Source organism: Pantoea sp. SYBGC1 (assembly GCF_057197005.1).
Genome location: NZ_JBXUNM010000001.1, coordinates 92,277 through 106,414, shown reverse-complemented (window position 1 = coordinate 106,414; position 14,138 = coordinate 92,277). Strand labels below are relative to the sequence as shown.

The window sequence follows — 14,138 nt, the reverse complement described above, 5'->3', positions numbered from 1 at the left end:
ATAACCTCCGTTTTTTCGGTAGAGTCATAAGCGAGCGTTCAGACCCGGCGAAGGATTACAACCAAGAGCAACCTTTTTGCTCATTGCCTATTTGGATGATAACGAGGCGCAAAATGAAAAAGACAGCTATCGCAATTGCAGTGGCACTGGCTGGCTTCGCTACCGTAGCGCAGGCCGCTCCTAAAGATGACACCTGGTACACCGGTGCTAAACTGGGCTGGTCTCAGTATCACGATACTGGTTACTACGGTAACGGTTACGCGAACAACGACGGTCCAACTCACGAATCTCAGCTGGGCGCAGGTGCTTTCCTGGGCTATCAGGCGAACCCATACCTGGGCTTCGAGCTGGGCTATGACTGGCTGGGCCGTATGCCTAACAAAGGCGACAACATCAACGGCGCATTCAAAGCGCAGGGCGTTCAGCTGGCAGCTAAACTGAGCTACCCAATTGCTGATGACCTTGACGTGTACACCCGTCTGGGTGGCATGGTATGGCGTGCAGATTCTACCCAGAACAATACTCTGACCGGCGAACGCCGCAGCGACCACGACACCGGCGTTTCTCCGCTGGCTGCAGTGGGTGTTGAATACGCAGTGACCAAAAACTGGGCAACCCGTCTGGATTACCAGTGGGTTAACAACATTGGTGATGCAGGTACCGTTGGCGCGCGTCCAGACAACGGCATGCTGAGCGTAGGCGTTGCATACCGCTTCGGTCAGGATGAAGCTGCTGCACCAATCGCTGCACCAGCTCCGGCACCAGCTCCGGTTGTTGAAACCAAGCGTTTCACTCTGAAATCTGACGTGCTGTTCACCTTCAACAAATCTACCCTGAAGCCAGAAGGCCAGCAGGCTCTGGATCAGCTGTACAGCCAGCTGAGCTCAATGGATCCTAAAGATGGTTCCGTTGTGGTTCTGGGCTTTACCGACCGCATCGGTTCAGACCAGTACAACCAGAAACTGTCTGAGAAACGTGCTCAGTCTGTTGTCGACTACCTGGTATCTAAAGGTATTCCGGCTAACAAAATCTCTGCACGTGGCATGGGCGAATCCAACCCGGTTACTGGCAACACCTGTGACAGCGTGAAAGGCCGTAATGCCCTGATCGACTGCCTGGGTCCAGACCGTCGCGTTGAGATCGACGTGAAAGGCATCAAAGACGTTGTAACTCAGCCACAGGCTTAAGTTATCGCGTAAAAAAAACCCCGCTCCGGCGGGGTTTTTTGCTTCTGCTATCTGCTTACTTTTTGTTCTCTTCACTGCCTAAAATGGCCTGCAGATCCTGCTTTAACGTAGACATCTGGCTGGCATATTTCTCTTTCCGTTCGGCGTCTTCAATCAGCTGTACAATTGTCTCAGAGAGCGTGCAGTGACGGCGCTGCGCCAGACCCGCCAGCCGTTGCCACACCAGATACTCTAAATCGATCGATTTTTTACGCGTATGCTGGTGTTCAGCATTAAAGTGACGCTTGCGGCGGGCACGTATGGTTTGCTTCAGGCGATTTTCCAGACCGGGATGGATATGCTGCGCAATCCACTGGTTCACCTCAACCGGCGTATTTTCCAGCGCAAGCAGCGCGTCAACCGCAGCCTGTGCCGCGCTGAGTTCCAGATAGCGGGTGATCAGCTCCCCCTCCCGATGTTTTTTCACCAGGTATTTCCATTTCCATCCACTTTCCAGATTTTCAAGCTGCTGGTATTTCATCGGAATCCCACCGTGACCATGTAACAACTTAAGAATAACAGCTTTTTTGTTCGATGCAGCAACGAAAAACATGTCGTTTCTGTCACACCCACTACCGGAACTCGCCGTGATAAACCCGGTTGTATCCTGTATAATCACGCTTTTCCTAAATCAGACTAATGCGAATATTTTGACCAGCAACCAACTTACGTGGCAAGCCCTGCAGCCAGATAGCACCCCCTGGCAGACCCTTTTTTCAACGGTTTCACTGAAAGATAGCGATAGCCTTGCCGCGGTTCAGCCGCGTTTGCTGAATGCGCTGGCGCATTTACACCATCAGTCTGCGGGTTTTCCGCTGCTGCTGTTACGCAGCCAGGAAAATAGCGACTATCTCGCCTGGATTGCCGAAGCCGCACGGCGTTTTCAGCCTGATGCCGGGCAGCTTTATGGCGGTGACTATCATGTGATGGGCGACACCGTTACGCTGCTGCCGCCTTCAGACATCAACCGTCCTTTTACCAGCAGCGGCGGCGTATTTTATGCTGACTGGATCGAAGCAGAGCAGCTGTTTGGCTGCGTGCGTCAGTATAAAGATCGCGTGATGCCTGAGCCCGGGCTGCTGCATCGCGCCAACGGCGGTACGCTGATCCTGTCTATTAATACGCTGCTGGCACAGCCCCTGCTCTGGCTGCGTCTGCGCCGGTGTATTGAACTGCAGCGGTTTGAGTGGTATTCGCAGGATGAGCGACAGCCCCTGCCGGTGACAATTCCGGCTCTGCCGCTCAGCGTCCGGCTGGTTCTGTGCGGCGATCGCGATGCGCTGGCCAGTTTTCAGGAGCTGGATGCCGAAGTGCACGAAATGGCGCTCTACAGTGAGTTTGAAGAGAACCTGCAGATTGCTGATGAGAGCGATATGCTCAACTGGTGTCAGTGGGTTCTGACGCAGGCAGCACGGGCAGATCTTAATGCTCCGGAGGCTGATTTCTGGCCACCGCTGCTGACGGAAGCGGTACGTTTTTCCGGCGATCAGGATACGCTGCCGCTCTGTCCGCGCTGGCTGAGGCGACAGCTGCATGAGGCCGCCCTGCACGGCGACATCATTAATGGTGAAGCGCTGACGGAGGCGCTTGAAGCGCGCCAGTGGCGGGAAAACTACCTGACTGAACGCATGCGCGATGAGATCCTGCTAAATCAGATCATGATTGAAACAGACGGCGAGGTTATCGGACAGATCAATGGCCTGTCGGTTATTGAGTTTCCGGGACACCCGCGCGCCTGGGGTGAGCCGTCGCGTATTACCTGCGTGGTGCATCCGGGCGATGGCGAACTCAACGACGTGGAGCGTAAAGCTGAGCTGGGCGGTAACATCCATGCCAAAGGCATGATGATTATGCAGGCCTACCTGATTGCTGAGCTGGAGCTCGATCAGCCACTGCCCTTCTCTGCTTCGATGGTGTTTGAACAATCTTACTCTGAGGTAGATGGTGACAGCGCCTCGCTGGCAGAGCTGTGCGCGTTGATCAGCGCGCTGGCCAGTCAGCCGCTGAGCCAGCAGATTGCGGTGACCGGCTCTGTTGATCAGTTTGGTAATGTGCAGCCGGTCGGTGGCCTCAATGAAAAAATCGAAGGATTTTTTCATGTCTGCCAGGCGCGTGAGCTGACCGGTAAACAGGGCGTTATTCTGCCTGCCTCTAACGTGCGTCATCTCAGTCTTAGTCAGGAGATCGTTGACGCGGTGAAAGCAGGAGAGTTCCATCTCTGGGCGATTGACCGTATTGATGAAGCCCTGCCGCTGCTGACCGGCGTGGCGTGGCAGAGTGAGAGCGGTGAATCGCTGCTGACTATGATTCAGACCCGCATTACGCAGTTTAACCAGCAGGAATCTGCACCCCGTCCATGGCCATTACGCTGGCTCAACTGGTTTAACCACAAATAGGGGCATTGCCCGGCGTACAACTGTTCGCTAATATTCGGGCTTCACTAAAAGAAGGCATATTGAGAACATGGTAGATAAACGCGAATCCTATAGCAAAGAAGACCTGGTTGCCTCAGGTCGCGGCGAACTGTTCGGCGAAAATGGGCCACCGCTGCCCTCTGACAACATGTTGATGATGGACCGTGTGGTCAAAATGACCGAAGATGGCGGTAACTTCGACAAAGGTTTTGTTGAAGCTGAACTGGATATTCGTCCCGATCTCTGGTTCTTCGATTGCCATTTCAAAGGCGATCCGGTTATGCCTGGCTGTCTGGGCCTGGATGCCATGTGGCAGCTGGTTGGTTTCTATCTCGGCTGGTTAGGCGCGGAAGGCAAAGGCCGTGCGCTGGGCGTGGGCGAAGTGAAGTTTACCGGTCAGGTGCTGCCAACAGCGAAAAAAGTGACCTATAAAATTCACTTCAAGCGCGTAATCAACCGCAAGCTGGTGATGGGTGTTGCAGATGGTGAAGTCTTTGTTGACGGTAATCTGATCTACACCGCTACCGATCTGAAAGTCGGTCTGTTTAAAGATACCTCTGCATTCTGATCCTGCTTAACAAAACCTCCGCCGCGGCGGAGGTTTTCCCTTTGCTGACATCCGGCAGGGCTACGCCACCGCCGACCTGTCCTCCATGGCCTGACGCCAGCCTCCCAGCCAGTGAGACCGCGCATCGATCAGTTGATAGGGGCACAGCTCCTTAGAGCGGCCAGTAATGCCGGCCTGATAACCGCGTGAATGTGCACGTTCTAAACGGTCTCTCTTCTGTCTCTTCATACCGCGTTTCCCTCATTTCAGGTCTGGTGGAATCTGGTGGAAAGAAAGAGTGGCGAATTAATGTTCAGCCACAGTAAAGTTCTAACCCCAATGCGCAGAAAAAGCAATGCGCAAAATTCACGCCAGCGTCACGGTTGTGCCGTTAAAATGACATAAAGAAATGTCAAAGCAGTGTCTATGTTTCTGATTAGGCAAAAAAAAAGCCCCCGATCTCCGGCGCAGTGTTGCTACGAAGAATCAGGGACTTAGCAATGATCTAAACCAATTCCTAATTTAGCGAAACCACACTGTTCGCGATCTGCTGTGCGGTCTGCTGCCAGCCTGCGGCCAGGGTGCGGACCAGCGCATCATAACCATCCTCATTTTGCGGCAACGTCAGACTAAAGCTGCGCTTGATTAACCGATCCTGATGCTGCAGCAGCCATTCGCCGCTCACCACAACCCGACCGTCGTAACGTCCCTGAAAACCACTTACGCTGACGTTAAGCGTATCGTAGCCCTCTCCATGCGGTGACGCGGCGACCACGCGGTCCGGCAGCGCCTGACTCAGATTAGCAATCAGCGTCTGCTGCAGCTGCTGATCGAGCGGGCTGGCCCAGAGATTATTGGTGGCAATAACATATTTGACATCGCTGGTCTGATAAACCAGTCCGTTGCCTGCCAGATAGTCAGGCACGTTCACATGTTCTACCCACAGCATCGGCTGGCTGCTGCCCGCGCTGCTGGCGACGCGTACCGTACTGCTGCCTGCCGGCAGCTGATAGTAGGTGGTGTCGATGGTTGTGCTGCACCCTGCCAGCAGCAACATAGCTCCTGCGATGATGGCTTTTTTCACTGTTTCGCCCTCTTTGGCTGCGGATCCTGGCCTGGCTTCGCTTCAAATACCAGGGCATTGCTTTTCGCGTTCAGCGTTTTCAGCACCGGCTGCAGCTCACGCAACACCTGATCAAGCCGCTGCATATCTCCCACCAGTTTGTTGTACGCTGGCGATCCCGGCTGCAGCCCTTTCATGCTGCGGTTGAGTTCGCGCAGTGTCTGCTGCATATCAGCAGGCAATGTTTTCATTGCCGGACTGCCGGTGAGCTGGTTGAGATTGTTCAGCGTACTCTGCAGCTGACGCAGCGTGCGCTGACTCTCTTTTAGCGTGCCGGTCGCTTCATTAATCATCGGATTAAGCGGCAACGCGTTAATCTTATCCAGCGCCGACATCAGCTTCTGCTGGATCTGGCTGAGACCACCGCTGACGGTCGGGATCACCTCCAGGCCTGCCACGCTGTTCGGTCCTTTATAGGCCGGCGCTTTATCGTAGAAATCGAGATCGACAAACAGCGCGCCGGAGAGCAGGTTACCGGTTTTCAGCGTGCCGCGCAGGCCACGTTTCTTCCCATCCTGCAGATGCTGCTCCAGATTAAAATCACTGCCCAGTCGTGCGGTAAAGCGATCGGGTTCGATGCGGATCAGCACCGGCACGCGATAATCTGTGTTCAGCGCCTGGTCCATACCCGGGATCATATAAGGCACCTGGGCGACGGTTCCAAGGCGAATACCGCGGAACTCAACCGGTGCACCCACCTGCAGGCCGCGAATCGAATCACTGAAGAACATCAGGAAATCAGTGTGTCGGGTATAGAGTGAATCCTGAATGCTGCGCTGATCGTCATAAAGATGATAATCCGCTTTGTTCTGTGCGACCTCACCCAGATCCCAGCCATCCGGTACGTCAAAACTGACACCGCCGCTAAACAGCGTAGTCAGAGAGCCCATCTCCACGCGCATCCCCGAAGCAGACATATCAACGGCAATGCCGCTGTCTTTCCAGAAACGCACATTCGTGGTCACCAGCCGGTCATAAGGCGCAGTGATAAACAGCTGGTAGGTCATCATACGTTTGTCAGTATCAAAGGTGCTGGTTTCCACCGTGCCGACGCGGTAACCGCGGAACAGCACCGGATCGCCCGGATTGAGCTGACCCGCTTTGTTACTGTCGAGCACTATGCGGATCCCTTTCGCATCCGGTGGTGCCAGCGGCGGTGAGTCGAGCAGCTGATAATGTTCCGGCTGTTCGCCTTTCGCACCGGGCTGCAGCTCGATATAGGCGCCTGAAAGCAGTGTGCCAAGACCGGTGATCCCTTCGCGTCCGACCTGCGGTTTAACCACCCAGAACACGCTGTCTTTATAAAGCAGCTTCTCCATGCCGGCGTTCAGACGGGCTGTGATCTCGACATGATGCAAATCGTCGGTCAGCACCGCACTCTCTACGGTGCCCACGTCCACGCTGCGGCTTTTGATGGTGGTTTTACCCGCCACGATGCCTTCGGCGTTTTCGGTGATCAGCGTCACCAGCGGCCCCTGATGGCTGAAGTGATAAAAAAGGATCCACCCGCCGATTAATAGCGTAACGATGGGTACGATCCAGACTGGCGACCAGCGTTTGATCTGATCGACCTTAGCAGTCCCGTGATTGTTGTCCGTCAAGACGCGACTCCTTACGTTCAGTTTCCTGTTGGCGATCCCAAATCAGACGCGGATCGAATGTAATAGCGGCAAACATGGTTAATATCACTACCAGGGCAAAGAGCAGCGCTCCCGGTGCGGGATAAACGTTCATCAGCTGTCCCATACGCACCAGCGCAGAGAGCACGGCAATAACAAACACATCGATCATCGACCAGCGGCCAACAAACTCCACTACTTCGTAGACCAGATGCATTTTTTCGCCATCCCGCTGACCGCGCCCGCTGGCGTGCCAGCAGAGCCAGCCAATAGCGACCATTTTCAGCGAAGGCACCATAATACTGGCGATAAAAATCACCAGTGCAACGGGCCAGGAACCATCGCTCATCAGCAGGATAACGCCGCCCATGATCGTTGAGGGATACTGTGAACCCAGCGTCTCAGTGACCATGATCGGCATAATATTGGACGGGATATAGAGCATAACGGAGGTCAGCAGCAGCGCCAGCGTCCACTGCAGGCTATGCCTGCGGCGCGGTGCTGCGGCTACCCCGCAGCGATCGCAGCGCGGCTGCGTCGCCGGCAGAATAGCCGTACAGCAGGGGCAGCTGCGCAGTCCCTGCTGCAGACCACTTTTTCCCGCCTGCGGCGTAAACGGCAGCGCGGGCAGCGCGTCGATTTGTTGCCAGACCCAGCGCCGATCCACACACTGGAACGCGCGCAGCTGCAGCAGGCAGAACAGGCACCAGGGCCAGAAGCTGCTGCCTAAACCGATCTCGCCATACGCCATCAGCTTGACGAAGCTCACCAGCACGCCGGCCATAAAGATCTCTGCCATGCCCCAGCTGCGCAGCTGAAAAAGAATACGCGCCAGTCCCCGCCGCAGCGGGTGCGGCAGAGCAATCTGGTTTACCAGCAGCAAAATCGTCACCATGCAGAAAGCCGGGATACCCTGCACAAATAGCAGAAACAGGGAAGCCAGGCTGCGGTAATCCTCCCGCACCATGACGCGCGGGATCTCCGGCAGCGTAATGCGGCTGGAGAGGCCGGCAACGTGCATATCGATAAACGGAAACAGGTTGGCCAGCACCAGCATAAACAGCGCCGCCAGCGCATAGCCGGTAGGACGTCTGCGCGGTTCATGCCAGTTCGCCAGCAGCTGCGTGTGGCAGCGCGGGCAGCGGGCACGGCTGCCCGCCGGCACAGCGGGCAGCCTGACGGTTAAATCACACTGTGGACAGAGCATCCACTGCTGCGCCTGTGGCGACGTTGCGCACATGCCCTTTTCCTCTGTGTTATGCGCCGTTTTTCAGCGCTTCCAGCTCTTCCCAGCGGGCAAAGGCGGTTTCCAGCTCCTGCTCCGTCTGCGCCAGCGTATCCAGCACCGGCTGCGTTTTTTCATGCGGCTGACTGAAGAAATCGGGATGGCTCATCTGCGCCTGCAGCTCACCAATCCGCGCTTCCAGCTGCTCCAGCTTTTGCGGCAGCTGTTCCAGTTCACGCGTCAGGTTATAGCTTAGCTTGCCTGCGCTGCGTTTGACGGTTTCATTTTTTTCAGCCGTTTTCACCGGTGCGGAAACCGGCGGGGCAACGCGTGTCTGTTTGTACGCCGCGCGCTGCTGCTGCGCATCATGATAGCCACCCACAAATGCACCCACTTCGCCGTTGCCTTCAAAAATCCAGCATTCGGTAACGGTGTTATCCACAAACTGACGATCGTGGCTGACCAGCAGTACGGTGCCCTGATATCCGTCGACCAGCTCTTCCAGCAGCTCCAGCGTTTCAACGTCCAGATCGTTGGTCGGTTCATCGAGGATCAGCAGGTTGCTCGGCTTCAGGAACAGCCGCGCCAGCAGCAGGCGATTGCGCTCTCCGCCCGACAGCGCGCGTACCGGCGTCATGGCGCGTTTCGGATGGAACAGAAAGTCCTGCAGATAACCCAGTACGTGACGGGGTTTACCGTTGACCATCACCTCCTGTTTGCCTTCTGCGAGGTTATCCATTACGGTCCGATCCGGATCGAGTTCAGCGCGATGCTGATCGAAATAGGCAATTTCAAGCTTAGTGCCGCAGTGCACCCGTCCGCTGTCCGCTTTCAGCTGCCCCAGCATCAGGCGCAGCAGCGTGGTTTTTCCGCAGCCGTTAGGACCAATCAGCGCAATTTTATCGCCGCGCTGGACCTGGGCTGAAAAGTCTTTAACCAGCGTTTTGCTTTCCACGCCGTAGTTTACGTGCTCCAGCTCAAAGACAATTTTTCCGGAGCGGGCCGCTTCGCCGACCTGCATGTTGGCTTTGCCCATTACGTCACGACGCTCGGAACGTTCGCGACGCAGCGCTTTCAGTGCCCGCACGCGGCCTTCATTGCGGGTACGACGCGCCTTGATCCCCTGACGGATCCACACCTCTTCCTGCGCCAGCTTGCGGTCAAATTCAGCATTCTGCATCTCTTCAACCCGCAGCGCCTCCTCTTTACCCACCAGGAACTGATCGTAATCTCCCGGCCAGGAGACCAGCTTGCCGCGATCGAGATCGACAATGCGCGTTGCCATATTGCGGATAAACGAGCGGTCATGCGAAATAAACACGATGCTGCCGGTAAAGGTTTTCAGGAACGTTTCCAGCCAGTCGATGGTTTCAATATCGAGGTGGTTAGTAGGCTCATCCAGCATCAGCACGCGTGGGTTACTGACCAGCGCCCGGCCCAGGGCCGCTTTACGCAGCCAGCCGCCGGAGAGCGAAGAGAGTTCTGTATCAGCCTGCAGGCCAATCTGCTGCAGAACATCGTTGATACGGCTGTCGAGCTGCCAGAGATTCTGGTGATCGAGAATCGTCTGCAGCCGCCCCATTTCATTGAGGTTTTTCTCGCTCGGATCCTCCATCACTTTGTGCGAAATGGCGTGATAGGCTTTAAGATGCTCCGCCTGTTCCGCCACGCCCTCAGCGACAAAGTCATACACCGAACCGGTAATGTTACGCGGCGGATCCTGCTGCAGACGCGAAACGATCAGGTCCTGCTCATAGATGATACGCCCATCATCCAGCGGCTGTTCACCGTTGATGATTTTCATTAATGTGGATTTACCGGCACCGTTACGGCCCACCAGACAGACGCGTTCGCCCTCTTCGATGTGCAGTTCGGTATTATCCAGCAGCGGTGCGTCGCTGAATGAGAGGTAGGCACCATGGATACTGATCAACGACATATAAATTATTCCTTACCGGCGTGGCTGACCAGCCAGCAGTTGTGAATTTGACGATTACGGGCAAAGTCCTGTGACAGGGTTTTTTGCGTGATCTCCTGCGCCTGCAGGCCGAGCCGTTGCAGGCCCTCCAGATCCATTTTGAAGCCGCGCTTGTTGTTGGAGAACATAATGGTGCCGCCGCGACGCAGCATGCGCTTCAGGTTTTGCAGCAGCATCAGATGATCGCGCTGCACATCAAAATCCGCCTCCATACGTTTAGAGTTGGAGAAGGTCGGCGGATCGATAAAAATCAGGTCAAACTGCTCGTCGCTTTCACGCAGCCAGCTCAGGCAGTCGGCGTGCAGCAGGCGATGCTGACGGCCGGTCAGACCATTAATGCGCAGGTTGCGCTCCGCCCACTCAAGGTAGGTGCGCGACATATCAACAGTAGTGGTGGATTTTGCCCCGCCTAGCCCGGCGTGCACGCTGGCGCTGCCGGTGTAAGAGAACAGGTTCAGGAAGTCTTTACCTTTACTCATCTGGCCGAGCATCTGCCGCGCGATACGGTGATCGAGGAACAGGCCGGTATCAAGGTAGTCAGTAAGATTAACCAGCAGCCGGGCGTTGAACTCCTGTACTTCAAAGAATTCGCCCTTTTCTCCCAGTTTTTGATACTGATTTTTGCCCTTTTGCCGCTCGCGGGTTTTCAGCACCAGCCTGTTAGCCGGGATCTCCAGCACGCTGAGCGTGGCGCTGATGACATCAAACAGCCGCTGGCGCGCTTTGGCCGCGTCGATGGTTTTGGGTGGCGCGTACTCCTGCACCACCACCCAGTCGGCGTAGCGATCCACGGCGACATTATACTCCGGCAGATCGGCATCATAGAGGCGATAGCACTCAATGCCCGACTGACGCGCCCACTTTTCTAGTTTCTTCAAATTCTTGCGCAGGCGGTTTGCAAAATCTTCTGCAATCTGCGCGCTGCCAGCCGCACCGGACGCCGCCAGCTGATAATTTTTCTGCACGCACTCCAGCGGGCCATTTTTCGCTTTAAACTGGCGCTCCGCGCGCAGCTGCAGGCAGCTCAGCAGATCGGGTGAGGCGCTGAACAGCGACAGATTCCAGCCGCCAAACTGCTGCTTCATAATGCGGCCCAGCTGGCTGTGCAGCGCAATCAGCGCCGGCTCGCTCTCCAGGCGCTCACCATAAGGCGGGTTGCTCAGCACCGTTCCGGTCACGCTTTTATCGTCAAGCGGATTGCTCAGCTTCAGCACATCCTGCTGCGCGAAGGTGAAGAGCTCGAAAACGCCGGCGCGACGCGCGTTAGCGCGCGCCCACTCCAGCACGCGGCCATCATTATCATAACCAAAGAAGCGTGCCTGGGTGGCCGCGGTGCCGGCGCGCGCGCGCTGCAGCGCTTCGCTGCGCAGCTCCTGCCACAGCGCTGCGTTATGCTGCTTCCAGCGGCTAAAGCCCCAGTGGCTGCGCAGCAGACCCGGCGCGCGATCGCAGGCAATTAAGGCCGCCTCAATCAGCAGCGTACCGGAACCGCACATCGGATCCAGCAGCGGCGTTTCCGGCTGCCAGCCAGAACGCATAACAATGGCAGCCGCCAGATTCTCTTTCAGCGGCGCCTGACCGGTCTGCTGACGATAGCCGCGCTGATGCAGCGCGGTGCCGCTGAGATCCAGTGCGATGCTGACGCGATCTTTATTCAGCCAGGCGTTAATGCGAATACCAGGCTGCTCGCGATCCACGCTGGGGCGCGGCAGATCCTGACGCGTAAAGCAGTCAACGATCGCATCTTTGATACGCAGCGCGCCAAACTGGCTGTTGCGGATGACGTCGTTGGTGCCGCTGAAATGGATGGCAAAGGTGGTTTCGCTGTCAAACAGCTCAGCCCAGGGGATACTCTGCGCGCCGACATAGAGATCGAGGTCACTCCAGACACCGAATTCTCCCAGCGGCAGCAAAATACGTGAAGCCAGACGGCTCCACAGCAGGCTTTGGTACATTACGCGATCGTCGGCACGGAAGTGGACGCCGCCCTGCACCACCTGCAAATCCTGCGCGCCCAGCGCGTCCAGCTCAGTTTTCAACAGCTCTTCGAGCCCACGCGCCGTACTGGCAAACAGAGAATTCATATCGTCACTTATACTCTTGCTAAAATTGCTGCGCATTATAGCGAATCAGCGTCCTATGTCATAAAGTTAGCTTCTTTTTGTCTGCAAGGAGCGATGATGATTACCTTATCCCGTCTTTATATTCACCCGGTCAAATCGATGCGCGGCCTGCAGCAGTCGCATGCACAGGTACTGCAGAGCGGTCTGGCGTTTGATCGCATCTTTATGATCACCGAGCCAGACGGGACATTCATCACCGCCCGGCAGTTTCCGCAGCTGGTGCGTTTTACGCCGGTTGTGCTGCCGGATGGCCTGCTGATTAACGCGCCGGACGGTCAGCAGGCGCTGATCCGCTACGCCGACTTTGCGGCAGAAGAGAGCGAAACCGTTGTCTGGGGCAACACCTTTACTGCCCGCATCGCGCCGGAAGCGATTAACCGCTGGCTGAGCGACTATTTTCCGCGCCCGGTACAGCTGCGCTGGACAGGTGAGACGCCGACGCGACGCGTAAAGCGTTTTGACGCCGTACCGCTCGGCTTTGCCGACGGCTATCCGTTTCTGCTGATCAATATGGCGTCAATGCAGGATCTGCAGCAGCGCTGCCCGGCTGGCGTACGCGTGGAGCAGTTTCGCCCTAACCTGGTGGTCAGCGGTGCCCCCGCCTGGGATGAAGATAGCTGGAAGCGGCTGCAAATCGGTGACGTTGAGTTTGTCGTGCCGAAACCGTGCAGCCGCTGCATATTTACCACTATCGGAACGGAAAACGGAGAGAAACATCCGGCGGGGGAGCCGCTGACTACGTTGCAGGGCTTTCGCAACGCGCAGGATGGCAGCGGTGATATCGATTTTGGCCTCAATCTGATAGCCCTGAACAGCGGGCTGATCCGCAGCGGCGACAGCGTGACGATTCTGGAACGCCATACCCCACGCGTCTATGGTGCCGGCAAGACTGAAACTCCACTGACAGCAGAGACAGGCGCGCCTGCCAGCGTCACCATTACCTGTCAGGGCCGGCGTTTTGAGGGAGATAATCAGCAGGTATTACTGGAGCAGCTGGAGATGGCCGGGTTTCGTATTCCCTACTCCTGCCGGGCCGGGCTGTGCGGCAGCTGTAAAGTTACGCTGGTTGGCGGCACCGTCAGGCCGTTAAAGCAGAGCGCCGTACGCGCTGACGGCACTATTCTGAGCTGCAGCTGTATTCCGGCCAGTGACATTGAGCTGGGTTGACTGCTCCCCGCCCTAAAGGGCGAGGATTCCCACTTCAACGCAACCTACCTAAGCCGCATTACGCGGCTTTAGGGTTTACAGTCGCTCCGTGGGCTAACGCGGTCAGCCCGGCCGCTTTTATATGTTACCGCGCTTATATCCCCGCCCGATTGGGCGGGGGTTTACGGAGCATAATGCTAAACCGCGCGCGCGTACCAGGTCGCCAGCTGCAGCGGCTGCAGGCGATCGTTCATGATTTTGATCGCGTCGCCAAGCTGCATGCTTTTTCCCGCCATGCTCAGCGCCGGCTGCGCCACCAGACAGAGCGCCGCGTTTTCACTGCTTTCTACCACCAGCAGCTGTGCCTGCTCACCGCTCTCAGCCAGCGTAGCCGTGACCATATCGCCTGCGACCGGCTGCCAGCTATGTTTATGGCTGATGAAGTGCCAGCTTTTTGGCATCAGCGGCTTGAGGAAGCGGCTTGCCACCAGCGCATTCAGGATCAGCTCGGCACGCTGATGAGCGGATAATTCACTCTCACGACAGCGGTCGTCGAAACTAAAATAGAGTGCGGCGTCATCGACGCAAAATCCGCTGCTGTTAAAAGCGTCGGGCGTCAGCATTTTGCGGGAGAAGCGGGAGCGGAAGAGTGTGCCATCAGCCAAATCAAGCATCATACGGTCATGCTCGGCGTCATAATACCAGCGCCAGTTGTCATCGGGTTTGATTTTCATGAT

The 14,138-nt window shown here is 56.5% G+C and carries 12 protein-coding genes; 4 read left to right on the top strand and 8 right to left on the bottom strand.

The features are described from left to right. Nucleotides 1–113 precede the first annotated feature (113 nt). Nucleotides 114–1,187, top strand: coding sequence for a porin OmpA (gene ompA / locus AC2CF9_RS00450; protein ID WP_039383647.1), 1,074 nt, complete (start codon nucleotides 114–116; stop codon nucleotides 1,185–1,187). Nucleotides 1,188–1,242: 55 nt separating this feature from the next. Here the strand turns inward: ompA and matP are convergent, their stop codons facing one another. Beyond that, nucleotides 1,243–1,707, bottom strand: a complete 465-nt coding sequence (gene matP, locus AC2CF9_RS00445) for a macrodomain Ter protein MatP (RefSeq protein WP_139074201.1) — start codon at nucleotides 1,705–1,707, stop codon at nucleotides 1,243–1,245. 70 nt (nucleotides 1,708–1,777) lie between these two features. Here matP and AC2CF9_RS00440 point away from each other — a divergent pair, with 70 nt between their 5' ends. Together AC2CF9_RS00440 and fabA are read left to right on the top strand one after the other, a co-directional pair. Continuing rightward, nucleotides 1,778–3,622 (top strand): AAA family ATPase, encoded by a 1,845-nt coding sequence (locus AC2CF9_RS00440; RefSeq protein WP_484556011.1) that lies wholly within the window; start codon nucleotides 1,778–1,780, stop codon nucleotides 3,620–3,622. A 67-nt stretch (nucleotides 3,623–3,689) separates the two neighbouring features. After that, nucleotides 3,690–4,208 (top strand): bifunctional 3-hydroxydecanoyl-ACP dehydratase/trans-2-decenoyl-ACP isomerase, encoded by a 519-nt coding sequence (fabA, locus tag AC2CF9_RS00435; RefSeq protein ID WP_039383641.1) that lies wholly within the window; start codon nucleotides 3,690–3,692, stop codon nucleotides 4,206–4,208. Nucleotides 4,209–4,268: 60 nt separating this feature from the next. On the opposite strand, the gene rmf is transcribed toward fabA, so the two are convergent. From rmf to rlmKL, 6 genes are all read right to left on the bottom strand, one after another. Then, complete coding sequence (rmf, locus tag AC2CF9_RS00430) at nucleotides 4,269–4,436, bottom strand: ribosome modulation factor (RefSeq protein WP_071668711.1); 168 nt, start codon at nucleotides 4,434–4,436, stop codon at nucleotides 4,269–4,271. A 268-nt stretch (nucleotides 4,437–4,704) separates the two neighbouring features. Further along, a complete protein-coding gene (gene pqiC, locus AC2CF9_RS00425; protein ID WP_484556010.1) occupies nucleotides 4,705–5,271 on the bottom strand; it encodes a membrane integrity-associated transporter subunit PqiC in 567 nt (188 codons plus the stop codon). Further along, the gene (pqiB, locus tag AC2CF9_RS00420) at nucleotides 5,268–6,911 is read right to left on the bottom strand and encodes an intermembrane transport protein PqiB (RefSeq protein WP_484556009.1); all 1,644 of its coding nucleotides are present in this window, start codon (nucleotides 6,909–6,911) and stop codon (nucleotides 5,268–5,270) included. Before pqiB ends, pqiC begins: the two co-directional genes overlap by 4 nt. Continuing rightward, the gene (gene pqiA, locus AC2CF9_RS00415; protein WP_484556008.1) at nucleotides 6,883–8,169 is read right to left on the bottom strand and encodes a membrane integrity-associated transporter subunit PqiA; all 1,287 of its coding nucleotides are present in this window, start codon (nucleotides 8,167–8,169) and stop codon (nucleotides 6,883–6,885) included. The genes pqiB and pqiA overlap by 29 nt, the downstream gene beginning before the upstream one ends. Before the next feature lie 16 nt (nucleotides 8,170–8,185). After that, a complete protein-coding gene (locus tag AC2CF9_RS00410; protein WP_484556007.1) occupies nucleotides 8,186–10,093 on the bottom strand; it encodes an ABC transporter ATP-binding protein in 1,908 nt (635 codons plus the stop codon). A gap of 5 nt (nucleotides 10,094–10,098) precedes the next feature. Next, nucleotides 10,099–12,216, bottom strand: a complete 2,118-nt coding sequence (gene rlmKL / locus AC2CF9_RS00405; RefSeq protein WP_150017270.1) for a bifunctional 23S rRNA (guanine(2069)-N(7))-methyltransferase RlmK/23S rRNA (guanine(2445)-N(2))-methyltransferase RlmL — start codon at nucleotides 12,214–12,216, stop codon at nucleotides 10,099–10,101. 96 nt (nucleotides 12,217–12,312) lie between these two features. Here rlmKL and AC2CF9_RS00400 point away from each other — a divergent pair, with 96 nt between their 5' ends. After that, nucleotides 12,313–13,422: a YcbX family protein gene (locus tag AC2CF9_RS00400; RefSeq protein WP_150017467.1), complete on the top strand. Its 1,110-nt coding sequence runs from the start codon at nucleotides 12,313–12,315 to the stop codon at nucleotides 13,420–13,422. Nucleotides 13,423–13,598: 176 nt separating this feature from the next. Here the strand turns inward: AC2CF9_RS00400 and AC2CF9_RS00395 are convergent, their stop codons facing one another. Further along, a complete protein-coding gene (locus AC2CF9_RS00395; protein WP_039383627.1) occupies nucleotides 13,599–14,135 on the bottom strand; it encodes a cell division protein ZapC in 537 nt (178 codons plus the stop codon). Between the last annotated feature and the right edge of the window lie 3 nt (nucleotides 14,136–14,138).

Bases quoted from the DNA above. Each gene is read 5' to 3' on its own strand.
- AC2CF9_RS00395 (WP_039383627.1), bottom strand. From the start codon at position 14,135: ATGAAAATCAAACCCGATGACAACTGGCGCTGGTATTATGACGCCGAG.
- ompA (WP_039383647.1), top strand. From the start codon at position 114: ATGAAAAAGACAGCTATCGCAATTGCAGTGGCACTGGCTGGCTTCGCT.
- rmf (WP_071668711.1), bottom strand. From the start codon at position 4,436: ATGAAGAGACAGAAGAGAGACCGTTTAGAACGTGCACATTCACGCGGT.
- matP (WP_139074201.1), bottom strand. From the start codon at position 1,707: ATGAAATACCAGCAGCTTGAAAATCTGGAAAGTGGATGGAAATGGAAA.
- AC2CF9_RS00400 (WP_150017467.1), top strand. From the start codon at position 12,313: ATGATTACCTTATCCCGTCTTTATATTCACCCGGTCAAATCGATGCGC.
- AC2CF9_RS00440 (WP_484556011.1), top strand. From the start codon at position 1,778: ATGTCGTTTCTGTCACACCCACTACCGGAACTCGCCGTGATAAACCCG.
- rlmKL (WP_150017270.1), bottom strand. From the start codon at position 12,216: ATGAATTCTCTGTTTGCCAGTACGGCGCGTGGGCTCGAAGAGCTGTTG.
- AC2CF9_RS00410 (WP_484556007.1), bottom strand. From the start codon at position 10,093: ATGTCGTTGATCAGTATCCATGGTGCCTACCTCTCATTCAGCGACGCA.
- fabA (WP_039383641.1), top strand. From the start codon at position 3,690: ATGGTAGATAAACGCGAATCCTATAGCAAAGAAGACCTGGTTGCCTCA.
- pqiA (WP_484556008.1), bottom strand. From the start codon at position 8,169: ATGTGCGCAACGTCGCCACAGGCGCAGCAGTGGATGCTCTGTCCACAG.